Source organism: Mycobacterium sp., from assembly GCF_049585075.1.
Classification (GTDB): domain Bacteria; phylum Actinomycetota; class Actinomycetes; order Mycobacteriales; family Mycobacteriaceae; genus Mycobacterium.
Genome location: NZ_JBAUZA010000137.1, coordinates 1 through 22,400, shown reverse-complemented (window position 1 = coordinate 22,400; position 22,400 = coordinate 1). Strand labels below are relative to the sequence as shown.

Below are 22,400 nucleotides of genomic sequence, written 5' to 3'. Positions count from 1 at the left end.
GGTATAGCGTCGCTCGCCCTGGACGATCAGCTCGCGGTCGCCGATCGCGGCAGCGATGGCCTGGACAACGGCGGGCACCGTGAATTGTGTTGCGTTGTCTGACATCAGGCCTCTCACGGCTGGTGCGGAAGTAAGCGAACCATCAGGCCGTTGGCCTCGCTGAGTAGCGTGCCGTCGGTCGCTGTCATGGTAGCGAAGATGAAAATCTTCCGGCCGTCGATCTCGGTGATACGGCCATGGGCGGTCAGTGGCTCGTCGATCGGGGTGATGTTGCGGTAGTCGACATGCAGATAACCCGTACGGGTCGGGGGGTGCCCGGCCGTGGAGACCACCATCCCGAGTAGCCAGTCGTAGAACAGTGGGATCATGCCGCCGTGCACGGCATTGTTGCCGCCTACGTGGGATCGGGTGAACTGCCCTTCCATGGTCACGCCGTCTGGCCCGGAGTCGGTGATCCTCCACGGTGGCAGCAGAGGATGACCCAGCCCGGGCAGCTCGATGACTCTTCCCGCCGGCGCCAGCGTTTCCGGGACCTGATGACCGTCCAGTAGCGCGCAGGCCTTTTCAACCTGTTCCGCCGCGGTCGTCCACATCGAACTTTCCGGATTAGTCGACACGGTGAGGTCTTGCAGGCGGCGCATCGCGTCAACGAACCGCCCCAGCCCGTGGGGCGCCTCGACAGGTTTGAGCTCTGGAAATCCGCCCCGGGTTTCGGGTGCTGTGTCGGTCATCGCTTGGTCCATATCCGGAGTAGGTCGTCGGTCGTGGTGATGGTCGCCAGCAGCGACAGCGTGTTGTCGATGATGGCCTCGCCGTACTCGGTGGGTATGCCGGCGACGGCATCGCGCGGCACGATGACGCGATAGGCGGCGTTGACCGCGTCCATGACTAGGTTTGGGATCGCGATATTCAGCGAAACACCGACCACGACGATCGTGGACACGTCGAGGTTCCGCAGCACCGCGTCAAGGTCCGTACCGCCCATCGGGCCGACGCCGTGCCATCTACTCAACACCAGATCGGTTGGCTCAGGACCTAATTCGGGCAACACGGCGGCTCCGGGCGTGCCTGGAGCAATGTCGACGGCCCCTTTTCCGGGGCCGCTGCCCCGGCTGAAGATCTTCGCGTTGTGGTTGGAGCCGAGCCCGTCGGGTCGTCGCTGTACCAAGCAGTGCACGATGCGCACACCGGCTGCCCGGGCCGCCGGCAGCAACCGGGTGATGTTCGGGAGCGCAACGCGGCGTGCTTCTTTGGCGAGCACCGCCAACCCTGCGTTCGGGCCGATCACTGCGCCTTGGCACTCCTGGGCGACGATCGCTGTGTGTTCGGCCGCCGCGAGCTCCGCCAGGTCGGTCACGCCGGCACTTCATAGAACTGAGTTGCCCACTTCCGCAGTGCCATATACCCTTTCGCGTCGACCTTCGAGAGGGGCGGACGCTCCACATACTTCTGGTAGCGCCAGATTTGCAGATCGTCGAAGACCGTTGACAGGAACTGCTTTTCGATGATGTCGCGCAGCTTGCCTTGTGGCACGTCGGAGGCATCGCCGGGGGATCGGGGCCACCAAATCGAGTAGAACAGGTCCGAATACTCGTCATCGACGGGTGTGCAGGTGAAAATCAGCCGATGGTTCTGCGCGCCCTCGAAGACGCTGATCGCCCCGCCCAGACCGAACAAGTGGCTGTGGAAGCGCAACGCCAGATCTTGCGGATTGTCGCTACTCGCGTCCGGCCAGCCGGCGACGAATTGCCACTCGTGATCAACGATCTTCCAGTCCAGCACTCGCGGCGTCACCGTGGCGTGGTGCACATACTCGAAATGAGCGCTGTCGGGCGCGTTTTCAGCCACGATCTGCGGATGCACCGGCTCGCGCTCCGCGCGCCGAGAGAACTCGGGATAGGCCCGGTAGTAGGCCGCCGGATCGGTCTCAAATTGCGGGAATTTACGGAAAATGTCTGGCATCTCCCATTGCGGTTCCTTGCCGTCGGGCTGATGCCAGATGAACACACAGTCGTACTGCTCGCGGACCGGAAAAACTCGCAGCCGAAGCGCCCGATTGGGGCGGTCCGGCTGATAGGGGATGTATCGATTGGTGCCGTCTGGACCCCAGCGCCACCCGTGGAAGGGACATTCGACGCAGTCGCCGACCACCTTGCCGCCGTGGCCGATGTGAGCGCCGAGGTGTTTACAGTGCGCCTCGAGCACATGCAGCTCGCCGGCCTCGTCGCGGTAGGCCACCAAATCCTCGCCGAAATAGTGCAGCGGGCGGACCTCGCCGATGGGAAACTCGGGAGACCAGCCGACCATGAACCAGCCAGTGACTTTCCAGGTGAACGGGACCTTCACGCGGGATCCTCCTGCCCTCGTCCCATCGATACTAAATACGTTACAGTATAGATTTCGGGCCAAAGGAGGCGTAGCAGGGTGGCTGATGATCTCGAAGCGATTCGCCAGTTGAAGGCACGTTACTGCCGTTTTCTGGACTTGAAAGACGCTGAGGGATGGCGCAGCGTGTTCACCACCGATGTGGTGGTCAAGCTCGATATGGCCCCTGCCATCGGCGGGGCCGACCCGATGACGGCCCCGCCGGTGGAAGGCGTCGACAACTTCGTACCGTCGGTGCTGGCCAGCCTGGAGAACGCCGCCACCATGCACCATTGCCATACCCCGGAGATCACCCTCACCTCACGCGCGACCGCGACAGGCATTTGGGCGATGGAGGACTGGATCATCTTCCCCGGCGGGCAGGAGTTGCACGGCGCCGGTCACTACCGCGAGACCTACGAGAAGCAGGACGGCACCTGGCGGATCAAAACGCTGCATCTGATCCGAACCATCCTGAAGATCACCGGTGGCGATGACGACTGAGGTCGACGCGCTGGTCATCGGCGCGGGGTTCTCCGGCTTCAAGCTGGCTTAGGTGAACGGCATGTCATTGGCGACTCGAGGCTTGGGCTTGGCCAGAGAGGTCACCCGCGAGCTCAGCATGCTGCTGCCCCGTACCGTGGCGGGGCTGAACGAGTCGACCGGTTGGGCCCCTGCCTCGCCGCGTGGTGTACGTCAGTTCGGCGAGGTGATGTTGGATGAGCTTGTCCTGAGCGGTTTTTCGCTGTTGGCTGGAAGCCCGCCAGCTGCGCGGCCGCTGAACGCATGTACCGCGGCCGCCGAAGAACTGTCCGCGCTTGGTATTGACCGCGCGCACACGAGCCCAAAGCCGTTGCGGGCGACGGCGGTACAGGCGCGACAGATTGCCGGCCTGACGTATGAGCGGATGTTTTTCGAGCATGATCCAGCGCTGCCGGCCACTCTGGCCGCCGAGGGCCTGGGTGGCCCGGCCAGGGCGGTGGTACATCTGTGCCGACATCATGACGGCCCACGCCCGTGGCTGGTCTGGGTCCACGGCGCCGGTCAGGGCGGTACCGAAGACCTGTTGTTGACCCGAATCGGCCGGATACATCACAAGTTGGGGTTCAACATCGCGATGCCGGTACAGCCAGGTCACGGTTGCCGGCGCCGCGAATGGCCGGCCTACCCGGACCTGGATCCGCTGGGCAACGTTGCAGGCATGATGCGGGCGGTGTCCGAGGTGCGCGCAGTGGTGGGCTGGGCGCAGCAGCAGTCCACCGCCGTTGTGGTGGCCGGGATTTCGATGGGCAGCCCGGTCGCCGCGCTGGTCTCCCATCTGGAAAAGAAGGTCGACGGCGTCGCGCTGTATACCCCGATTCTGGGGCTCAACGCGATGATCGCGCGACACCTAGCGCGATTCGGACAATCTCGTGATGACTTCCGCGAACTGTTGGAGTCCGCCGAGGTTGCCAAGCTGACCTCGGTGATCGACCCATTGGCGGTCATGCCGGCGCCGCCACCGCAGCGGCGGCTCATCGTGGGGGCATGGCATGACCGGATGGCGAAGCGTGAGCCGGCGATTGCTTTGCACGAGCGCTGGGGCGGCCAGTTGTACTGGTATGACGGCGGCCATGTCGGCCACGTGTTCTCCCGGCGGGTGCAAAAGGTCACCGGGCGATTCTTGAGCGGCGTCGCGCAGGAGGCGTCGATCCGTACTGCTGAATGATCCGGGAGCGAACGCAGTTCAGCTCGTCGTCGAGGTCATGCGCTTGTGGCACCGCAACCCACTGAAACGCGATGCCGAACACCGCCGCGGTGATGTCCTTGACGGCGGTATCGATATCGATACCGGATCGGACCGAGCCGTCCTCGATGCCGGTACGCAGGCCCGCCTCGACCTTGACCGCGCCACTCACGAGTTGGGTCTGGACTCGTTCGCGCAAGGGCGATGTCGTCTTCGCCGCTTCGAAGGTGGCCACGAACATCGCCCGCAAGAGTTCGCGATCCTCGGCAAGGATTTGCTGAATCCGATCGAAGTGCGCGAGGACCTGCTGCATACCAGTGATGCTGGGATCGGGGTCCGGGTTGAGCCGCTTTACATATTCGCCAAGGAAGACCTCAAGGATGGCGTCCTTACTGCCGTACCGGGCATGCACCATGGCGCGGCTGTATCCCGCGCGGCGCCCGATCTCTGCGGCCGTGGTCGCTTCCCAGCCCTTCTCCACAATCAGCTCAGCCGCTGCGTGCAGCAGGCGGCGGCTCGACAACTCCACGCGCTCGGGTTGCGTAAGCCCGCGTACAGGGGAAGGCACGGTTGCATTTTAAACGCTCGACAACTATGTTAGTTGTTTATTGTCAAATATCTTTTGGGAGCTCGAGGTGACACTGGCCGAAGCGCGCGTGCCCCGCGCAATCGACGAGGTGACTACACAGTGGCTGAGCGAAACGCTGTGCGCTGACACCGTCGGCTCGAAACCGCTGACTATCAATGCCATTCGCGTCGAACAGATTGCGCAAGACACTGGGTTCTCGTCGCTGTTATACCGGGTCCACTTGACGGGCGGCCCCGGCGTGCCGTCGACCGTGATCGTCAAACTGCCCGCCCAATCCGAGGCTCGGTGGGCGATGGACATGTTGGGCGGCTACCGGCGGGAGTTGTCGTTTTACCGATACGTGGCGGGCAGGGCACCGATAGCAACACCGCATGTATACGCCGCCGGGATGGCTGAAAAATCAGCGGATTTCGTGCTGGTTCTCGAGGATCTGCGGGATTGGGACAATGCCGATCATCTGGCGGGCCTGACGATGCATCGGGCCCGGCTGTGCATCGAGCAGTTGGCCGGCATGCACGCCTGGTCGGTCACCGCCGCCGGCCCGGAACTCAACTCGTTTCCGAGCCTTGACACGCCGATCGCCCGCGAAGTACTGCATCCCGCGTTCGAGCTGGGATGGCGGGTGTACCGCGACAAATCACCGGCGGCGGTTCCCCCCGCGGTGGCTCGCTATGCCGAACGATTCGTGCAACTGGCCCCGCAAGCGCTGGCTGCCTTGACAGCGCGCCCGATGCTGCTGCACGGGGATATCAGGGCCGACAACATGTTCTTTGACGGGGACTTGTTGAAGATCGTTGATTTTCAGTTCGTATCTCGAGGTGTCGGCGTGGTGGACGTCGCTTACCTGATCAGCCAAGGATTGCCGACCCAGGTACGCCGTGGACATGATGAGCAATTGGTACGCGAGTACCTCGCCTGGCTGACTGACGGTGGCGTTACCGATTATTCGTTCGACGAGGCGTGGCGGCATTATCGCTTGGCGTCCGCCTACCTCATGCTGCTGCCCGTCATTACCCTGGTCGGTTGGGACACCATGCCGGAACGCTCACGCGCGCTGTGCCTGAAACTAACCGAGCGAGCGGTGGCCGCAATAGATGACCTAAACGCGACCCAGGTCTTCGAATGAGCCCCGCAGTCCGCACCGCCCGCGAAGTGGTCGAGCTGTACAACTTGGTGGCCTGGAACGAGCGCAACCTGGATCTGGCGGAGGAGTTGTTCGGCGACAGCGTCATCCGGCACGAGGTCGGTGAGGCGCACACGCTGACCCACGCGCAGGCGGTCCAGCGGGTCGCCGACATGTGGCAACTGTTCGACAAGTTGCGCTTCGATTTGAATATCGTGATCGCCGGTGACGACGGCGAGCACGTCGCGATCGTCTACGACTCGTCAATGACCACGACGGACGGTACCCAAACCAACGTCGCCAGCATTGAGGTATTCCACGTCGTCGACGGCAAAATCACCGAGGTCTGGAATTGCGGCTACAAGCAAGGAGTTTGGAGTTGACCGATCCGACGCTTGACGAATTGGGCTACTACCTGCTGGCAGGGGCCGGCGGCGAGGGGCCGGCGACCTTGGTCGATGAGGCTCGCCGTGGCGAGGAACTGGGTTTCGGTACCGCATTCATCTCCGAGCGCTGGAACGTCAAAGAAGCGTCGTCGTTGACCGGGGCGGCGTGCGCAGTGACCAGCCGGATGCAAATCGTCACGGCTGCAACGAATCACAACACCCGACACCCTCTGATCACCGGATCGTGGGCAACCACCATGCATCGCCTCTCCGGCGGCCGTTTCACTCTGGGCATCGGTCGCGGGGTGGCGGCGATGTATGCGGCGTTCGGAGTGCCAGCGGTGACGACCGCACAGATGGAGGATTGGGCCCAGGTCATGCGCCGGCTGTGGCACGGCGAGCTGATCTTCAACCACGACGGGCCGATGGGCAAGTACCCCATCCTGTTTCTCGACCCTGACTTCAATGAAGACATCCGACTGGCGCTGGTGGCCTTCGGACCCAACACGCTCGCGCTCGGCGGCCGTGTTTTCGACGACATTATCCTGCACACCTACTTCACCCCGGAGACGTTGCAGCGCTGCGTCAAGACCGTTAAGTTAGCCGCCGAAAAAGCAGGCCGCGACCCGGACGGCGTGCGGGTGTGGTCGTGCTTCGCCACTGTCGGCGACCACCTGCCGGAAGCGCTGCGGCTGAAGAAGACCGTCGCGCGTCTGGCCACCTACCTGCAGGGTTACGGGGACCTGATGGTGCAGACGAATGGCTGGGATCCAGCTGTGCTGCAACGCTTTCGGGAAGACTCCATAGTGACGTCGATCGCCGGTGGGATCGACCACAAGGCCACCCCAGAGCAGATCGAACACATCGCCACGCTGATTCCCGGCGAATGGCTGGAACCGTCGGCCACCGGGTCGGCCGAGCAGTGCGTGCAACGCGTTCGCAAGGAATTCGACTACGGCGCCGACGCAGTGATCATGCACGGCGCGACGCCCGACGAGCTCGAGCCCATCGTCGCGGCATACCGAGCGACCTGCTAGTAAAGGGTATGTCGCAATACTTGAAGGACAAGGTCATCATCGTGACCGGCGCGGCCAGCGGCTTTGGCAAGCTGATTTCGGAAAAGTGCGCCGCCGGTGGCGCGAAGGTCGTCGGCATTGACGTCAACGCCGACGGCTTGAACGAGGTCTTCGACGGCATCCGGGCCGCCGGCTTCGAAGGCACCGCCCATATTGCGGACGTTACCGACATGGCCGAGGTCCAGGCCGCGAGCCGACATGCCGTCGACACTTACGGTCGCATCGACGTGATCGTGAACAACGCCGGCGTGATGCCGCTGGCATTTTTCGCCGACCACGAACGTGCCTGGGAGAAATGGCACAAGGCGATCGACATCAATATCAAAGGTGTCGTGAACGGCATCTCGGCCGTCTACGACACGATGATCGAGCAGGGCCGAGGCCACGTCGTCAACATCTCGTCCATCTACGGCAACGCCGGAACCGAAGGCTCAGGCGTCTACAGCGCGACCAAGGCGGCAGTCGATGTGCTCTCGGATTCGTTACGGGTTGAGACCCAAGGCAAGGTCAAGGTGACCACGGTCAAGCCGACCGGCGTACTCGGCACCAATCTCGCCAGTGGTGTCGTCAACGAGGCTGCGGCCATTGGCATCACCGGGCACAAAGCCGCCCAGTTCTTCGAGAATGCGGGCAATTTGCTGAACGGGGCCCTGCGACCCGAGCAGACCGACGTGGACTCAGTGCAGTACTGGCTGATCACTCCCGATGACCTGGCAAACGCGGTGGTACACGTCATCGACCAACCGTGGGGAATCACCATCAGCGACCTGACGGTACGCGCGAGCGGCGAGAATTACATCTGCTGACCCTGATCCACAGCATCTCCGCTAACCCAAGCTAAGAACTGCTTGAATCCAAGCTTAAGTTCAGATAAGAAATATGCGATGACGCAGATCACGGTATGAGGCGGGGCGCAGCGGTGATTCGACACAAGTTGCTCGTGAACGTTGGCGCTGTCGGCGCGATGGTTGGCATGGCTAGCGCGCTGAACAGCGCAGCTGCGTACGCCGACGTGAACGACCCGCTAGCGGGCAGCGATACAGCGATCATCCTCGGCGGAACCGGCGAGCCGATGCCGTCGACCGAGTTCGCGCAGGCCGCCGAGGATCTGTATTTGCATCCGCTGGGTTTCGCCGGCGGCGCGACCGACTCGACGGTCTGCGACATGATCGGGACCGACCCGTGCGCCGCGCCGCTGCAGGTGCTGACCACGCCCGAGTTGTTCCAGCAGGGCCCGGGCAGTCTCACCGACGCGGACGACGTCGTCCTCGCCGTGGAGAACGAATTCAACGCGGATCCGGGCGCTTTCAGCGCCGAGCATCCCCTGACGATTTTCGGCTACTCGCAGAGCGCCACCGCCGAGTCGATCGCAATGACCCGACTCGAAGAAGCCGGCATTCCCAGCGACGACCTGCACTTCGTGTTCATCGGCGACCCCTCCACCCCAGTCACCGGCGCTTGGTCCAACATCGAAGCGGACATGGACTCGGTGCTCGGCTCGAGCACGACGAACTATCTGCTCAACCTTTTCCAAATGGAGAGCGTCCTGGGCAACGTGACGCCGGATGATGCGTACCCGGCGACCATCTACAGTTTCGACCCCGATCCGGTTTCCAACTTCCAACAGGTCTTCGAAGCCGAAGGCCTGACTGGCGCGCTGCTGAACATATTCGGCACGCACGTGGAATACCTGGGGTTGACGCCGGCGGAGATCGCCAACGCGACCATTTCGACCGACGGTGACCTCACCTTTGTCAACATCTCCGACAGCGGCGTCAATAACGTCGACGCGTGGCTTACTGCATTGCTTTTGCACGGGGTTGCCGACAGCGGACCATTGCAGAGCGTATTCCAGTCCTTGGAACTGTTGTTCTTCAATACCTATTGATCCGAGTCATGGGCGCACTCAAATGGGTGCTTGTGCGACTGGAGCCGCGAGAACTCACGGCATGATCACGGTCCGGGTCACCGGCTCAGCGGCGGCTTGCCGGCTGGAGAGACCCCGAATCAGCGAGGTCCGCAACGCATCACGGGTTTCGCGGGGATCGATGAGCTCGTCGAAACCCATCCGCTCGGCCGACAGGAAGGACGCTTGCAACTCCGCATCGCGGAGCTTCGCGGTGAGGTCCTCGCCGGCATGCGACGCCCGGCTCAGAGCCGCCGCACTCATCGCGCCCATCGTCGCGCCGGGCAGGGCGAACGTCGCGACCTGATCGTCAAAACTCAACAGCGACATGACCATCGAGCCGAACCCGTACGCCTTTCGCAGCGTCAGGTGCAGCTTCAACGTGGTCGCCGCGGTCTGCGCGGCGAACATCCGCGCGCCTGCCCGCAGCACTCCGCTGCGCTCAGACCGGCTGCCGGGCAGCATGCCGGGGTTGTCGGCAAGGAAAACGATCGGCAGGTGGAAAGAATCGGCCACCATGATGAAGTGCGCCGCCTTGTCCGCGGCGTCGGCGTCAATCGAGCCGGCCAACACCTGCGGCTGGTTGGCCACCACCGCGACCGGATGGCCGCCCAAATGGGCCAGCGCGCAGATGATCGCCTTGCCGAACTGCGGCTGCACCTCAAACCAGTCCGGTCGGTCGAAGATCACGTCGAGCACGGCGCGCATGTCGTAAACGCGGCGGTTGTCACGCGACACGATGTCGAGCATCTCGGGTGTCTGCCGCGGATCGCTGGTCGCCCCTCTTTCAGCGGCCGTTATCGACGGGGGGTATGACCACGCACTGGGCGGGAAGTACGACAGGTAGCGGCGGATGTCGTCAAGCACGGCTTCGTCGTCCTCGGCGACGTTATGAATCACTCCGCTGGGCAACGCGACATCCGGTCCGCCGAGGTCTTCTTTCGAGATGTCTTCTCCGGTGGACTCTTTCACGACGGGCGGACCGGCGGTGAAGATGGCGCCTTGTCTACTCATGATTCGGAAGTCGCATACCGGAGCCACCAATGCGCCGTGCCCAGCCGACGGGCCCAGCACGCCAGCGACGGTTGGCACCCGTCCCGAGCACCGTGCCTGCGCGAGTAGGTCGGTAGGGCTACGCCCATAGTGGCCGCCGGTGGGACGAAAGCCGGCGCCTTCGAGCAGCATCACCAGCGGAATCTTGTCGCGCAGCGCCAGTTCGGCGATCCGGTAGCGCTTGGAGTTTCCTCCAGGCCCAATGCTGCCGGCCAGTGTGGTGAAGTCCTCGGCACCGAGCATCACCGGCGAGCCGTTGATCATCCCGGAGCCGATGACGATCCCGTCCGCGGCGATTTCGCCGCCGACCAGGGTGCCGATTTCGCGAAATGTGCCCTGGTCGAGCAGGTGGTCGATTCGCGCCCGGGCGTCGAGCTTGCCCTTGCCGCGGTGTTTGGCAACCCGCTCCGCACCGCCCAGCGCCCGGGTGTGCTGCCGGCGACGGTCGAGGTCGTCAAGCGTTTCCTGCCAGTCGGCGGACTTCGTCATCGCCATGTCCTCACTCGTCGCGCGTCACGTACTGAAGTGCTTACTGTAGCGTCTGCGAGAGGTGGGCGGCCACGGGCTGCATGACGACACGGAGACGGAGTGGTGCGATGACGATCCGGTTGACGGTTGACGAGGCGTGGGAAGCCCTCGAGTCGGCACATACCGGAATTCTGACAACACTTCGCCGCGACGGGATGCCGATTGCGTTGCCGGTGTGGTTTGTGGTCGACGATCGCAGCATTGCGCTGATGACTCCGGCCGGCACCAAGAAAATCGCCCGCATCCGTCATGACCCACGAGCGTCGTTCCTGGTCGAGTCCGGGGAGCAGTACACCCAGCTGCGCGGCGTCCATCTCACCGGGCGTGTCGAGGTCATCGAGGACACCACCGCGATGTCCCGCGTCGAGGCTGCCGTCAACGCGAAGTACGCAGCGTTTCGCCCGCGTACGGGCGGCTTGCCCGCGGCGGCTCAGGCCCACTACGCGAAGCAGGCGTTTCTGCGCTTCGTGCCGGATGGTCGAATCCTGACATGGGACAACGCCCGCCTCGCGATGAAGTAGCCGATGTCGCAGGGCTTTTGCCGCCACGCCGGAGCCGACATTGACCCTACCGAATCGCTTACTGTAGCTTCTCGAGTATGACCCGTGAGTGCTCCCAGCAGCGGCGGAGCGCGTGCGGATGACCGCTACCGTGGCATCGGGCCTCAAGGTCGACGGGGGCATTTTCACCGACCTCGCTCGAGTTCCTGAGTTGGCCGATGCCCTGGAGCAACAGGGCTACGACGCCTGCTGGACCGGCGAAATCAACCATGATCCATTTCTGCCGCTGCTGCTCGCGGCCGAACACACCACCCGACTCGAACTCGGCACCAGCATCGCGGTGGCATTCGCGCGCAACCCGATGATCGTGGCCAACCTCGGTTGGGATCTGCAGACCTACTCGCAGGGCCGATTCATCCTGGGCCTCGGCACCCAGATCAAGCCACATATCGAGAAACGCTTCAGCATGCCCTGGAGTCATCCGGTGGATCGGATGCGCGAGTTCGTGCAGGCCCTGCACGCCATCTGGTCGGCGTGGAAGGACGGCACCCGGCTGCGATTCGAGGGTAAGTTTTACACGCACAAGCTCATGACGCCGATGTTCACCCCTGAGCCGCAACCGTTTTCGGTGCCCAAGATCTTCATCGCCGCTGTTGGTGAATCGATGACCGAGATGTGTGGCGAGGTCGCAGACGGTTTACTGGCCCATGCGTTCACGACTCGGCGCTATTTGCATGAGGTGACGTTGCCCGCGGTGCAGCGCGGCCTCCAGCGTTCTGGTCGTGATCCGCACGCATTCCAGGTCGCCTGCCCGGTGTTCGTGGTGGCGGGCAACGACGACGCCGAATTGAGGCTCGGTGCGGCCGGCGTCCGCAAGCAGATTGCCTTCTACGGATCGACGCCGGCCTACCGCAAGGTCCTCGAACTGCATGGTTGGGGCGATGTAGCTAGCGAGTTGCATCGACTTTCACTGCAAGGCGAATGGGATGCCATGGGCCCGTTGATTGACGACGAGATCCTGGACGCCTTCGCGGTGGTCGCAACGTACGACAAACTCGCCGCTGCGCTACTAAACCGTTGCGATGGGGTCATCGACCGGGTGATGCCGTCGTTTCCGCGCACCGCTTCCAAGACCACGATCACCGCTGTACTAGAAGAGTTGCGTCAATGAGGAGCTGCCTATGAGCACGCCGACGATGGATGAAGCCGCCAAGGTCCTTACCGATCCGCTGGCATATGCCGACGAACCTAAGTTGCATGCGGCGCTTACTCATTTGCGTGCCAACGCCCCGGTGTCCTGGGTCGAGGTTCCCAATTACAAGCCGTTCTGGGCGATCACCAAGCACGCCGACATCATGGACATAGAGCGTGCCAACGAGCTGTTCACCAACTGGCCGCGCCCGGTCCTGACGACGACGGAGGGTGACGAGTTGCAGGCCGCAGCCGGGGTGCGCACGCTGATCCACCTCGATGATCCCCAGCATCGGGTAGTGCGGGCAATCGGCGCGGACTGGTTTCGCCCAAAGGCAATGCGGGCGCTTAAGGTTCGCGTCGACGAGTTGGCCAAGATGTATGTCGACAAGATGATGGCGGCGGGCTCCGAATGCGATTTCGTCCAGGAGGTCGCGGTCAATTACCCGCTCTACGTGATCATGTCGTTGTTGGGGATCCCCGAGTCGGACTTCCCACGAATGCTCAAGCTCACCCAGGAGCTGTTCGGCAGCGACGACAGCGAGTTCAAACGCGGCAGCACTAACGAGGACCAGATTCCTGCACTGTTCGACATGTTCCAGTACTTCAACGCTGTCACCGCCGCGCGTCGTGAACACCCGACGGAGGACCTCGCATCCGCCATCGCTAACGCGCGCATCGACGGTGAGCCGCTGTCTGACATCGACACGGTCTCCTATTACCTCATCGTCGCCACCGCCGGCCACGACACGACCAGCGCGACGATCTCGGGCGGCCTGCATGCCCTGGTCGAGAACCCGGATCAGCGGCAGCGGTTGCACGACAATCTCGACCTGATGCCGCTGGCCACCGAAGAGATGATCCGATGGGTCACCCCGGTCAAGGAATTCATGCGCACCGCCGCCGAAGACACCACGGTTCGCGGAGTCCCGATCGCGGCGGGGGAGTCGGTGCTGTTGTCATACGTGTCGGCCAACCGGGACGAAGACGTCTTCGAAAATCCCTTCCGCTTCGACGTCGGCCGCGATCCCAACAAACACTTGGCATTCGGCTATGGTGTGCACTTCTGCCTGGGGGCAGCGCTGGCCCGCATGGAGGTCAACAGCTTCTTCACCGAGCTGTTGCCGCGGCTGAAATCCATTGAATTGACCGGGCCTCCGCAGTTCGTCGCAACGACATTCGTCGGCGGACTCAAACACCTCCCGGTTCGCTACCAACTCCACTGACCCGGGTTAACGGCGGGCAAACACAAACCCTGGATTGGGGAACACCGATGGGCGGAAATGCCAAATATCTACCAAGCTGGGGATCTGCCGTGATACACCCACCGGTAGTGGATATCCTTAACGGCGTCGTAGGAGGAACTAAGGTCATGGCTGTCGCACGGTGCATCACCGCCACCGGCTTTCTCGCCGGTCTTGCTCTCGGACTCGCCGCCCCCGCGGGCGCATGGGGACCGACCGGGCCGGCACCATTTCCCGCTGGCTTCCAGCCGGACGCCCACTACACCGAGACGCAAATAAACCCAAAAACCATGCAGCCGTTCACCGTCCACGGTCAACCGGTCGTCAACCAGTGGTACTTCACCCCATGCGGTGACGGATGCGCCTCGGCCGCCCGCGAACCCGGTGGACAATCTCTCGGCCAGGCCAATTTGGTGAACGGGCAATGGGTGTTAGACACCACCGATGGTGCAGAATGCCCGGACGGCACCACCGTTCCCGATGCAATCGCCGCCCACCGCACGTGGGACCCGAACACCCTGGCAGGCACGATCCAGCTCTCCGGTAATAAGCCTGCCTGCGATTTTCCAGCGCGCGACCCAGAGACAGCGGACATCCAGCTCCAGCCAGCGCCCTGACGCTTCAGCCTGAATCCCCGCCCGCCGCCCGGCTCTGCTCCTAAACTCGCACCATTGTCATTAGTGCTGAGGATGCGGGAGCAAGCTTGTGTTGGGTGTTCATCATGCGGCGATCTGCACCGCCGATGTCGAGCGATCGATGAGATTCTGGCGCGACGGGCTGGAATTCACCGAGCTGTTCGATCACAACTTCCGCGGCGACTGGCCCGAACTCTTCGGGGCCGGCTCGGATCAGCTGCGGTCGATATTTCTCGGTGATCCGCAGACTCCCGACACCGGCATCGTCGAACTCGTGGTCTTCGAGGGAGCCGGCGACGCGCCGGACCCGCCGTCAGGTCCTCGGCACGGATTCTTTCTGCTGTCTTTGCAGCGTGACGTGGATGCCACGCTGTCCAGGTTGGCGGCTTTGGGTTTCACCGACGGCGTGCGCCGCATCGGTGTGCCCGGCCCGGCCGGCGCGACGGTCCCGATGGCGGTCATCACCGCACCCGACGGGATACTCGTCGAGCTGATCGGCGCGCCGGCATGAGCGCACTGGTCACTGGCGGTGCGTCGGGGATTGGGCGCGAAGTCGCCGGCCGGTTGCGCGATGCGGGACACGACGTTGTGGTGTGGGACCAATCCGGCGGCGACATCGATTGCGACATCAGCGATCCGGAGGCGGTGATCGCGGCAATGGGTCAAACCGTCCGCGAGCACAGCGTACCCACCCGGGTGGTGGCTTGCGCGGGCATCGGCGCGTCCGGCACGTTGCTGGCGGAGTCGGTTGAGCAGTGGCAGCGGGTGCTTGCGGTCAACCTCACCGGCTCCTGGCTGACCATCCGGGCCGCCGCTGCGGCGATGATCGACGCGGAGCTCGGCGGATCGATCGTTGGGGTATCCAGCATCAGCGGAACCGTTGCCGACCGGGATATGGGCGCTTACTGCGTGTCCAAAGCGGGGTTGAACATGCTGGTCAAAGTCGCGGCGGCGGAGTGGGGTGGCTACGGCATCCGGGTGAACGCGGTCGGTCCCGGCGTTACCCGGACTCCGATGCTGAGCGAAGCGGAGCAACTGCCCGGCTGGGTGGAAGGCTTGACCGAGCGCACCGCGTTAGGACGTCTCGGCGAAGCGGCCGATGTAGCCGATGTCATCATCGGCGTCCTCGAAATGTCTTGGGTCACAGGGCAGGTCGTTCATGCCGACGGCGGGCTCGCCCTGCACAGCCCGATCGATGCATACGGTCAGACGCAGCGACTCCGTGGGAACGTCACGCAACCCCGAAATCAATGACACCGCGAACGATTTCACCGTTGAGCAGGTCTGCGTACGCGTCGTTGATGTCGTCGAGGCGGTAACGTTTGGTGATCATCTCGTCGAGCAGCAGCTGTCCGGTCTGATAGAGCCTGGCCAGCCGGTAGATGTCCGCCCTTGCGTTGCACGAGCCGAATATTGTGCCGGCCAGCGTCTTGTTCATGAGGATGAAATCCTGCAGGTCGATCTTGACCGAATGGGTCAACTGCGAGGTCATGCCGGTGAGCACGCACGTCCCGCCCTTACGGGTGAGTTTGACTGCATCGCGCACGTCCTCGGGGGCGATCAGCGACGGTGAGACCACGACGGCGTCGGCCATCACCCCGTAAGTCAGACCACTGACCAGGTCCAGCGCCTCGGCTGCCGTTGCAGCGGCGTGGGTGGCGCCGAAGCGCAGGGCTGATTTTTGCTTGAACTCCACCGGGTCGACGGCGACGATCTGGGCGGCGCCGTTGATGCGGGCACCCTGGATCGCGCCGGTGCCGATGCCGCCCACACCGACAACCACGACGGTGTCACCGGCCCGCATGTTGGAGCGGTTCGCGACTGAACCGTAGCCGGTCGGAATGGCGCACGACAGCAGTGCGCTCGGCACCAGCGGCAGGTGCCGCTCGATCGTCACAATCGAATTCGTTGACACGACGGTGTATTCGGCGAACGCGCCGACCTTCGCCAGATGGCCGAGGTCCTTACCGTCGCCCGTGTGGTGGCGGAATGTGCCGTCGGTGGGCATTCCCGGCGTCAGGGTTCCGATACCGGCATCGCACAGGTACTCCATACCGGTTGCGCACCAGCGACATTGGCCGCATACCGCGACAAACGACATCACCACGTGGTCGCCGGGCTCGAAATCGATGACGCCGGGCCCGACTTCGCGCACGATTCCGGATCCCTCGTGGCCACCGATAGTGGGAAACATGGTGGGCAGTCCCATCGCCCGCAGGACCTCGTTGGGTGCTGCCATGTCGCCTTTGAGGATGTGGTCGTCGGAGTGGCACAACCCGGCGGCGGCGATTTGGACCAGAACCTCACCGGCGCGAGGAGGGTCTAGCTCGAATTCCTCTACGGACCAAGGGCCGCCGACATCATGCAGAATCGCCGCTCGGCTTTTCATGACATCGGGGAGAAGGTGACCGGAAGCTTGTTGGGCGATCGGAAGGTGAGGCCGACAATTCTGGCGTCGTCTCCTGTTCCGTCGTCGGGCACGAGGGCCAGGTTCGCGACGCGGTCGAGCAGGCTGTTCAGCATCACCTGGGTTTCCAACCGGGCCAGGTGCATTCCCAGACACATGTGGATGCCGCCAGCGAACGCGATGTGTGCTTGGCGCGGACGGCGGATGTCGAAGGTGTTGGAATCGGTCCAGCGGCTCTCGTCGCGGTTGGCCGATCCCATGCACATATCGATCTGCGCGCCGGACGGGATTGTCTTGCCGCCAATTTCGACGTCTTCGGTGGTGGTGCGCATGACCATGGTTAGCGGGGTTTCGTAGCGCAGCCCCTCTTCGATTGCGGCGGGAATCAGTGAGCGGTCTTGGTAAACCATCGCCAATTGCTCGGGATGGGTCAGCAACAGATACAGCAAGTTGCCTGACGAGCGATAAGTGGTCTCCAGTCCGGCGGGCAACAAAAGGCGCAGGAACGAGATGATGGCCTCGTCGGTGAGCTTCTCGCCGTCGATTTCGGCGGCCACCAGGTCACCGATGATGTCGTTGGTCGGCTTGCGGCGCCGCTGCTCGACCTGGCCGAGGAAATAGCCATACAACTCCGTCGCCGCGTTCAGCCCCGCCATGATGTCGGTCGGGATCGAGATCAGGTCCAGCGAGAGCCGCCGGAACAAGTCAAGGTCTTCACTGGGCAGTCCGAGCAATGCCGAGATGATGCGGGTCGGAAATTCGAATGTCAGGGCCTTCACCAGATCTGCATGCCCATCGTTCTTGATCTCGTCGATCAGCTGATCGCAGACCGGCCCAATGACCGACGGTTCCCACCGTTCCAGCGCGGTAGCACGAAATGCCTTGGCCACCAAGCTGCGGTGATCGTGATGTTCTTTGCCGCCCATAGCCAAGATGGTGTGGCCCATCACCAGCCCGATCGTCTTCTCGTAGGCGGCCGAGGTGAAGATCCGGTCATCGCGGAAGGCCTGGAAGACGCCGTCGTAACCGAACAACACCCACTCGTCGTCCGGCCGTAGTTCCTCGGGCATCTGCGTGTGGTCTGCCAGGGCACCGTGCCAGACCGGATCGGTGCGCCTCATGTATTCGAAGAACGGATAAGGGCTGGTTTCACCGGTGAAGTCGAGGGTGACGGGTTGACCGTCGGGATCGGTACTGAGCGTCATTCAGCGCTCCCTTCAGAGCAGCCGTGGATTATCGCTATCATAATATAAATAGCAACGAAGCCCAACGGCTTGTGGTGGCTACCGTAACGGGAACAGTATTGAGCTGCGCAATCAGTGGAGAGGCGGTGATCCGGCTGTGCTGAAACGCCGATTGGTTTGCTCGCTGGACGAGTTGCCGCCGGGCACGATGAAGCTGGTCGATGTCGGGAAGTTCGGAGTGGGTGTCTACAACGTGCGGGGGTCTCTGCACGCGATCGTCAATTACTGCTCGCACGAGGGTGCGCCTTTGTGCCTGGGCTACATCGGCGGAACCAACGAAGTCGACGCCGACGCGTCGGACGGGCTGCGGCGCACCCGAGACGGGCAGATCGTTCGGTGCCCTTGGCACAACTGGGAATTCGACATCACTACGGGCTGCAACGTTGCTGATTCGCGACGACGCATCCGTACCTACCAGGTCGACGTCAGCGATGGCGAGGTGTTTCTGACGGCATGATTATCGACGCCAACGTTCAGCCCCATTTCGCCACTAACGCCGAAATCCGGCGCTACCTGCCTGATGCCCACCGGCTGCGGGCGATTCCCGACGTCGAACAGCAGTGGTATCAAGCCCCGGGCGGCGACTACCGCCGCGACCTCTACGGCGAGCACTATCCGGGCTCTGATCCGGAAACCGTCGCCCGTCATCTTTTCGATGACGCGGGCGTGCAGTACGCCATCTTGAACCCGTTGACCCGCGGCAACATTGCCGACTATCTGCTCAATAGTCGAATTTGCGCCGCGGTCAACGACTGGCTGCTCGACCGATGGCTGGAGCCCGACACCACCGGCCGTTTCCGCGGCACCATCCGGATCAATCCCGAGGATCCCAAGGGCGCGGTAGCCGAAATCCAGCGCCTTGCCGCACATCCCAAGCTTGTCCAGATCGGCGTTCCGATGCAGTCCCGCGAGCCGTATGGCAAACCGATGTTCGAGCCGATCTGGGAGGCCGCCGCCGCCCATCGGCTTCCAGTGGCCGTACACATCAACGGCGGCAACGGCGTCGACTATCCGCCGACTTTCGCCGGCCATGCGGACACCTACCCGGGCTACGCGGCCTTCATGCCGCTCAACTATTTCGTCCACCTCGCCACGCTCATCGTCGAGGGTGTCTTCGGCCGGCACCCCGACCTGAGGTTCGTCTTCGCCGACGGCGGCTATGACATCCTCACCCCGCTGATGTGGCGGCTGGACACCTTCTGGTTGTCGATGCGCGACCAGACGCCGTGGGTGGACCGTTATCCCAGTGAATACTTGCCCGGCCATGTCCGGTTCTGTTCGTCAGCGTTCGATGGGCCGACCGACGCCGGCCAGATGCAGCGCTGGATGGAATTCTCCGGAAAGACGGACCTGTTGATGTACGGGTCGGGCTACCCGCACTGGTCGACATCGCCGCCGGACATGGCGGCCGCAGGTCTCGACGGCGCACAACGCGACAAGGTGTTGTGGCAAAACGCCGGCGAGCTTTACGGGCTTGCAGTTAAGGAGCGTGCCTGATGACCACGATCGAACGGGTCGAGCCGTCGACCCAGCAGGAAAAGGAAATAGCGGTCACCATTGTCGACACCGACGTCCACCCGCTGCCCGTCTCGGCAGATGTCCTCAAGTCGTACGCGCCCGCGGACTGGGTGGACAAGATCTGGCCGACTGGCAATGCGGTCACGCCAGTGCCGCACTTCTACGACACACCGGACTCGTACAAGACGTCGTCGCTGCGCGTGGACTCGTGGCCGCCCGGCGGCGGCGTTGCCGGCAGCGACCCGGATTACGCCGCCAAACAACTGCTGGTCGACGCCGGGGTGAGCATCGCGTCGCTGGAACCGATGTGTGACGCGCAGCTGCCGCACGCCGAGCATGTTTTGAAGTCGACCTACAACGATTGGCTCGCCGACGTCTGGCTGGACAAGCACAACTGGCATGGCCGCTGGCGCGGGTCGATCAGCGTCAGCGCACAGACCCCGGAGCAGGCGGCGCGCGAAGTTGAGCGGTGGGCGGGTCATCCGTACATGGCGCAGGTGCTGATGACCCCGCAAACCCGCGGAATCCCTTTCGGCAGCCCGCATTTCGACCCGCTGTATGAAGCTGCATCGCGTAACGGGCTGCCAGTGGCCACCCACCTGATGGGGCAGACCCCGTTCGAGCTGATTCCGCTTTACCCCGTCGGCAATCCGGCGCACTGGCACGATTTCTTCGCCTCGTGGCCGCTGCTGTACGTCGCGCATTTGATGAGCCTGGTGTTCGACGGCGCCTTCGATCGACACCCCGAGCTGCGGGTGGTGTTCATCGAGGGTGGCTTCACCTGGGCGATGCCGGTGATGTGGCGGATGGACCGGATCTGGGAAGCCCGCCGCGGCGACCTGCCGCACGTCCGTCGGCGTCCGTCGGAGTATGTCCGCGAACACGTCCGGTTCACCACCCAGCCGCTGGAAGACGCCGACACCGTCCAGTTCCGCGAGTATCTGGAAATGATGGACCTCGGCGACAACCTGATGTTCTCGACCGACTACCCGCATTGGAGCTACGACTCGCCGGACTACGCGATCAATCGATTCCCCGCGGCGCAGCGCGAGCGGATCATGCGCGGCAACGCGACGGCACTCTACGGGTTACCGGCGACCGTTAAGGCGTTGCCCGGGGAACAGCCGCCGGTCAGTGTCACTTCCGAGTGAGGCGTTGCCCCGACTGGTTGCCCTAGTCGCTGAATACGACGCAAAATGGTCGGCCCTCGACTTCGCCGGGGTCGCCGACCTTTGGGAAGACGACACACCGCAGCCGGTGTATATCGGCGACGAGTACGCGATGCCGCTGATCGGCGTCGACGAACTCGACCGGCACTGGGCGCGACTTGCGGGGCGGCTCAAGCGTGCATCGGTGTCGTCAGAGCTGCGGTCGGCCGATCTGCTTGCCGACGGCTTCGCACGCTGCGTCGTGTTTTGCCGATGGAACGTCACCGCACGCGAATCCGACGTCGAGCACACCGGGAGCAGTTGGATCACCTGGCTGGTGGTGGCTCGCGGCGAAAAGTACCGCATTTTCCATCACATGGAGTCCCAGGTTTACTTTGATGAGCATGACGACCGAGACTGATCGCGCGAAGCCGAGGGGGATCAGCCGCATTGACCCGGCGCTGCGGGACGCCGCAGCCGGCCTGGACATCGTGGAATTCCGTGCGGAGTCGCTACCTGGCGAGCGGGAGCGTGCCGATCGGCTGGCCGCCGAGCGCGCGGCAGCCGTCGACACCGGCAGCGTCGAGATCGAAGACCGCGCCATCACTGGTCCGGGGGATCGGCGGCTTGGGCTGCGCCTTTACCGCGGCCTGACCAAGTCGGCAGCTCCGCTGGCGCTGTACGCCCACGGCGGCGGTTTCGTGACCGGCAACCTCGACACCGATCATCCGCACTGCGTGGATCTGGCTCGCGCGGCCGGTTGTCTTGTCGTCTCGGTCGACTACCGCCTGGCCCCAGAGCACCCGTGCCCGGCAGCGCTCGATGACGTCGAAGCAGCGTTTCGCTACGCCGTCGAGAACAGCGCCCGCCTAGGTGCGGACGGCACCCGCATAGTGGTGATGGGCCGCGACGCAGGCGCGGCATTGGCCGCTGCATTGGCCCAGCGCATGTTCGACCAGGAGGGTCCGCCGATCCTGGCCCAAGTCCTGCACCAGCCGATGCTCGACGCCGACGCGACGCCGTCGCGACGGGAATTCCAGCGCACCCCGGGGCTCAATGGGCCGGCAGTGAGTCGCGCATGGGGCCACTATCTCGGTCACAGCGCCGCGACGGCGCAATTCGTGCCGGCCCACCGAGCGAACTTGGAAGGGCTGCCGCCGGCGTTCATCAGTTGCGCGGAGATCGACCCGTGCCGTGACGAAGCCATCGACTACGCGAATCGGCTGCTTCACGCCTATGTGCACACGGAATTGCACGTTGTAGCCGCCACGTTTCACGGATTCGATTCAGTGGTGCCCGAATGGGTCGTCTCTCGGGAAAGCGTTGCGCTGCACGCTCAGGTGCTTCGCCGCTCGTTCGCCATCTAGTTTTGGTTTCAGGTCAGATCGGCTGGAACTTCGTGATCAGCCAGTTGCCGTGCACCTTGGTCAGCGACACCAGCACGCTGCTCGACGCCATCGCCGGATCGGGCCGGTCTTTGCTGGTGGTGGCCTGGTTGACGAAGAGCAATACCACCGCTGAATTGGGGTGCAGTTCGGACGCCGCCGCACCGACAACCTGAGCGGTGGTGGTCAGCGCCTTTTCCTTGGCGGCCGGCGTCACGATCTGCTTGGTGAATTGGTCGTAGTAATTCAAGAAATCGCCGGTGAGATGGGATTTCGCAGCGGCGAAGTCCTGGTTGAGGGTGTCTGGTTTGTACGACAGCAACGCGACGGTCCCGTCGCGTGCGGCGTTGATCGCGCCTTGCGCGACCGCCGCGTCG

At 63.4% G+C, this 22,400-nt stretch carries 26 protein-coding genes; 18 read left to right on the top strand and 8 right to left on the bottom strand.

Translation table 11 applies throughout. The features are described from left to right. Positions 1–113: 113 nt before the first annotated feature. From WB785_RS06520 to WB785_RS06510, 3 genes are read right to left on the bottom strand one after another with little or no spacing between them, the layout of a single operon-like run. Positions 114–731 carry a PaaI family thioesterase gene (locus WB785_RS06520; RefSeq protein WP_424077961.1) on the bottom strand — a complete coding sequence of 206 codons (618 nt, stop codon included), beginning with the start codon at positions 729–731 and terminating at the stop codon, positions 114–116. Then, positions 728–1,357 carry a cysteine hydrolase gene (locus tag WB785_RS06515; RefSeq protein WP_424077960.1) on the bottom strand — a complete coding sequence of 210 codons (630 nt, stop codon included), beginning with the start codon at positions 1,355–1,357 and terminating at the stop codon, positions 728–730. The genes WB785_RS06520 and WB785_RS06515 overlap by 4 nt, the downstream gene beginning before the upstream one ends. Further along, positions 1,354–2,346, bottom strand: a complete 993-nt coding sequence (locus WB785_RS06510; protein ID WP_424077959.1) for a Rieske 2Fe-2S domain-containing protein — start codon at positions 2,344–2,346, stop codon at positions 1,354–1,356. The genes WB785_RS06515 and WB785_RS06510 overlap by 4 nt, the downstream gene beginning before the upstream one ends. 78 nt (positions 2,347–2,424) lie before the next feature. Between WB785_RS06510 and WB785_RS06505 the strand changes: the two genes are divergently transcribed. After that, positions 2,425–2,868, top strand: coding sequence for a nuclear transport factor 2 family protein (locus WB785_RS06505; RefSeq protein ID WP_424077958.1), 444 nt, complete (start codon positions 2,425–2,427; stop codon positions 2,866–2,868). Positions 2,869–2,929: 61 nt separating this feature from the next. Continuing rightward, positions 2,930–4,072 (top strand): alpha/beta hydrolase, encoded by a 1,143-nt coding sequence (locus tag WB785_RS06500; RefSeq protein ID WP_424077957.1) that lies wholly within the window; start codon positions 2,930–2,932, stop codon positions 4,070–4,072. Here the strand turns inward: WB785_RS06500 and WB785_RS06495 are convergent. Next, positions 4,014–4,658 carry a TetR/AcrR family transcriptional regulator gene (locus tag WB785_RS06495; RefSeq protein WP_424077956.1) on the bottom strand — a complete coding sequence of 215 codons (645 nt, stop codon included), beginning with the start codon at positions 4,656–4,658 and terminating at the stop codon, positions 4,014–4,016. The genes WB785_RS06500 and WB785_RS06495 overlap by 59 nt on opposite strands. Before the next feature lie 67 nt (positions 4,659–4,725). On the opposite strand from WB785_RS06495, the gene WB785_RS06490 reads away from it, so the two are divergent. From WB785_RS06490 to WB785_RS06470, 5 genes are all read left to right on the top strand, one after another. Then, positions 4,726–5,805 (top strand): phosphotransferase, encoded by a 1,080-nt coding sequence (locus tag WB785_RS06490; protein WP_424077955.1) that lies wholly within the window; start codon positions 4,726–4,728, stop codon positions 5,803–5,805. After that, positions 5,802–6,185 (top strand): nuclear transport factor 2 family protein, encoded by a 384-nt coding sequence (locus tag WB785_RS06485; protein ID WP_424077954.1) that lies wholly within the window; start codon positions 5,802–5,804, stop codon positions 6,183–6,185. The genes WB785_RS06490 and WB785_RS06485 overlap by 4 nt, the downstream gene beginning before the upstream one ends. Then, positions 6,182–7,225, top strand: coding sequence for a TIGR03857 family LLM class F420-dependent oxidoreductase (locus WB785_RS06480; RefSeq protein WP_424077953.1), 1,044 nt, complete (start codon positions 6,182–6,184; stop codon positions 7,223–7,225). The genes WB785_RS06485 and WB785_RS06480 overlap by 4 nt, the downstream gene beginning before the upstream one ends. A gap of 8 nt (positions 7,226–7,233) precedes the next feature. Beyond that, complete coding sequence (locus WB785_RS06475; RefSeq protein WP_424077951.1) at positions 7,234–8,070, top strand: SDR family oxidoreductase; 837 nt, start codon at positions 7,234–7,236, stop codon at positions 8,068–8,070. A 167-nt stretch (positions 8,071–8,237) separates the two neighbouring features. Beyond that, the gene (locus WB785_RS06470; protein WP_424077949.1) at positions 8,238–9,152 is read left to right on the top strand and encodes a PE-PPE domain-containing protein; all 915 of its coding nucleotides are present in this window, start codon (positions 8,238–8,240) and stop codon (positions 9,150–9,152) included. A gap of 54 nt (positions 9,153–9,206) precedes the next feature. Here the strand turns inward: WB785_RS06470 and WB785_RS06465 are convergent, their stop codons facing one another. Continuing rightward, entirely contained in the window at positions 9,207–10,712 is a 1,506-nt protein-coding gene (locus WB785_RS06465) for an acyl-CoA carboxylase subunit beta (RefSeq protein ID WP_424077948.1), read from the bottom strand. Positions 10,713–10,819: 107 nt separating this feature from the next. Between WB785_RS06465 and WB785_RS06460 the strand changes: the two genes are divergently transcribed. From WB785_RS06460 to WB785_RS06435, 6 genes are all read left to right on the top strand, one after another. Then, positions 10,820–11,272 (top strand): pyridoxamine 5'-phosphate oxidase family protein, encoded by a 453-nt coding sequence (locus tag WB785_RS06460; RefSeq protein WP_424077947.1) that lies wholly within the window; start codon positions 10,820–10,822, stop codon positions 11,270–11,272. A 118-nt stretch (positions 11,273–11,390) separates the two neighbouring features. After that, positions 11,391–12,422 (top strand): LLM class F420-dependent oxidoreductase, encoded by a 1,032-nt coding sequence (locus tag WB785_RS06455; protein WP_424077946.1) that lies wholly within the window; start codon positions 11,391–11,393, stop codon positions 12,420–12,422. A 25-nt stretch (positions 12,423–12,447) separates the two neighbouring features. Further along, positions 12,448–13,668 carry a cytochrome P450 gene (locus tag WB785_RS06450; RefSeq protein WP_424077963.1) on the top strand — a complete coding sequence of 407 codons (1,221 nt, stop codon included), beginning with the start codon at positions 12,448–12,450 and terminating at the stop codon, positions 13,666–13,668. A 146-nt stretch (positions 13,669–13,814) separates the two neighbouring features. Next, positions 13,815–14,303 carry a hypothetical protein gene (locus WB785_RS06445; RefSeq protein ID WP_424077945.1) on the top strand — a complete coding sequence of 163 codons (489 nt, stop codon included), beginning with the start codon at positions 13,815–13,817 and terminating at the stop codon, positions 14,301–14,303. Positions 14,304–14,391: 88 nt separating this feature from the next. Continuing rightward, positions 14,392–14,832, top strand: a complete 441-nt coding sequence (locus tag WB785_RS06440; RefSeq protein ID WP_424077944.1) for a VOC family protein — start codon at positions 14,392–14,394, stop codon at positions 14,830–14,832. Next, a complete protein-coding gene (locus tag WB785_RS06435) occupies positions 14,829–15,575 on the top strand; it encodes an SDR family NAD(P)-dependent oxidoreductase (RefSeq protein ID WP_424077943.1) in 747 nt (248 codons plus the stop codon). The genes WB785_RS06440 and WB785_RS06435 overlap by 4 nt, the downstream gene beginning before the upstream one ends. Here the strand turns inward: WB785_RS06435 and WB785_RS06430 are convergent. Both WB785_RS06430 and WB785_RS06425 read right to left on the bottom strand, forming a co-directional pair. Beyond that, the gene (locus WB785_RS06430; protein WP_424077942.1) at positions 15,553–16,710 is read right to left on the bottom strand and encodes a Zn-dependent alcohol dehydrogenase; all 1,158 of its coding nucleotides are present in this window, start codon (positions 16,708–16,710) and stop codon (positions 15,553–15,555) included. The two genes, WB785_RS06435 and WB785_RS06430, sit on opposite strands and share 23 nt — an antisense overlap. Then, positions 16,707–17,933, bottom strand: a complete 1,227-nt coding sequence (locus WB785_RS06425; RefSeq protein WP_424077941.1) for a cytochrome P450 — start codon at positions 17,931–17,933, stop codon at positions 16,707–16,709. Before WB785_RS06425 ends, WB785_RS06430 begins: the two co-directional genes overlap by 4 nt. A gap of 136 nt (positions 17,934–18,069) precedes the next feature. On the opposite strand from WB785_RS06425, the gene WB785_RS06420 reads away from it, so the two are divergent. From WB785_RS06420 to WB785_RS06400, 5 genes are read left to right on the top strand one after another with little or no spacing between them, the layout of a single operon-like run. Next, positions 18,070–18,429: a Rieske (2Fe-2S) protein gene (locus tag WB785_RS06420; protein ID WP_424077940.1), complete on the top strand. Its 360-nt coding sequence runs from the start codon at positions 18,070–18,072 to the stop codon at positions 18,427–18,429. Further along, on the top strand, positions 18,426–19,469 hold the full coding sequence (locus tag WB785_RS06415) for an amidohydrolase family protein (RefSeq protein WP_424077938.1): 1,044 nt from the start codon (positions 18,426–18,428) through the stop codon (positions 19,467–19,469). Before WB785_RS06420 ends, WB785_RS06415 begins: the two co-directional genes overlap by 4 nt. Next, positions 19,469–20,641 (top strand): amidohydrolase family protein, encoded by a 1,173-nt coding sequence (locus tag WB785_RS06410; protein ID WP_424077937.1) that lies wholly within the window; start codon positions 19,469–19,471, stop codon positions 20,639–20,641. Before WB785_RS06415 ends, WB785_RS06410 begins: the two co-directional genes overlap by 1 nt. Further along, positions 20,625–21,059 carry a hypothetical protein gene (locus tag WB785_RS06405; RefSeq protein ID WP_424077935.1) on the top strand — a complete coding sequence of 145 codons (435 nt, stop codon included), beginning with the start codon at positions 20,625–20,627 and terminating at the stop codon, positions 21,057–21,059. Before WB785_RS06410 ends, WB785_RS06405 begins: the two co-directional genes overlap by 17 nt. Beyond that, complete coding sequence (locus tag WB785_RS06400) at positions 21,043–22,005, top strand: alpha/beta hydrolase (protein WP_424077934.1); 963 nt, start codon at positions 21,043–21,045, stop codon at positions 22,003–22,005. Before WB785_RS06405 ends, WB785_RS06400 begins: the two co-directional genes overlap by 17 nt. 13 nt (positions 22,006–22,018) lie before the next feature. On the opposite strand, the gene WB785_RS06395 is transcribed toward WB785_RS06400, so the two are convergent. Then, the coding region (locus WB785_RS06395) for a hypothetical protein (protein ID WP_424077933.1) at positions 22,019–22,400 on the bottom strand (382 nt) is incomplete at its 5' end.

Coding starts and splice junctions, on each gene's coding strand:
- WB785_RS06520 (WP_424077961.1), bottom strand. CDS start 731: ATGACCGACACAGCACCCGAAACCCGGGGCGGATTTCCAGAGCTCAAA.
- WB785_RS06500 (WP_424077957.1), top strand. CDS start 2,930: ATGTCATTGGCGACTCGAGGCTTGGGCTTGGCCAGAGAGGTCACCCGC.
- WB785_RS06485 (WP_424077954.1), top strand. CDS start 5,802: ATGAGCCCCGCAGTCCGCACCGCCCGCGAAGTGGTCGAGCTGTACAAC.
- WB785_RS06475 (WP_424077951.1), top strand. CDS start 7,234: ATGTCGCAATACTTGAAGGACAAGGTCATCATCGTGACCGGCGCGGCC.
- WB785_RS06470 (WP_424077949.1), top strand. CDS start 8,238: ATGGCTAGCGCGCTGAACAGCGCAGCTGCGTACGCCGACGTGAACGAC.
- WB785_RS06465 (WP_424077948.1), bottom strand. CDS start 10,712: ATGACGAAGTCCGCCGACTGGCAGGAAACGCTTGACGACCTCGACCGT.
- WB785_RS06460 (WP_424077947.1), top strand. CDS start 10,820: ATGACGATCCGGTTGACGGTTGACGAGGCGTGGGAAGCCCTCGAGTCG.
- WB785_RS06455 (WP_424077946.1), top strand. CDS start 11,391: ATGACCGCTACCGTGGCATCGGGCCTCAAGGTCGACGGGGGCATTTTC.
- WB785_RS06450 (WP_424077963.1), top strand. CDS start 12,448: ATGGATGAAGCCGCCAAGGTCCTTACCGATCCGCTGGCATATGCCGAC.
- WB785_RS06445 (WP_424077945.1), top strand. CDS start 13,815: ATGGCTGTCGCACGGTGCATCACCGCCACCGGCTTTCTCGCCGGTCTT.
- WB785_RS06435 (WP_424077943.1), top strand. CDS start 14,829: ATGAGCGCACTGGTCACTGGCGGTGCGTCGGGGATTGGGCGCGAAGTC.
- WB785_RS06430 (WP_424077942.1), bottom strand. CDS start 16,710: ATGAAAAGCCGAGCGGCGATTCTGCATGATGTCGGCGGCCCTTGGTCC.
- WB785_RS06425 (WP_424077941.1), bottom strand. CDS start 17,933: ATGACGCTCAGTACCGATCCCGACGGTCAACCCGTCACCCTCGACTTC.
- WB785_RS06415 (WP_424077938.1), top strand. CDS start 18,426: ATGATTATCGACGCCAACGTTCAGCCCCATTTCGCCACTAACGCCGAA.
- WB785_RS06410 (WP_424077937.1), top strand. CDS start 19,469: ATGACCACGATCGAACGGGTCGAGCCGTCGACCCAGCAGGAAAAGGAA.
- WB785_RS06400 (WP_424077934.1), top strand. CDS start 21,043: ATGACGACCGAGACTGATCGCGCGAAGCCGAGGGGGATCAGCCGCATT.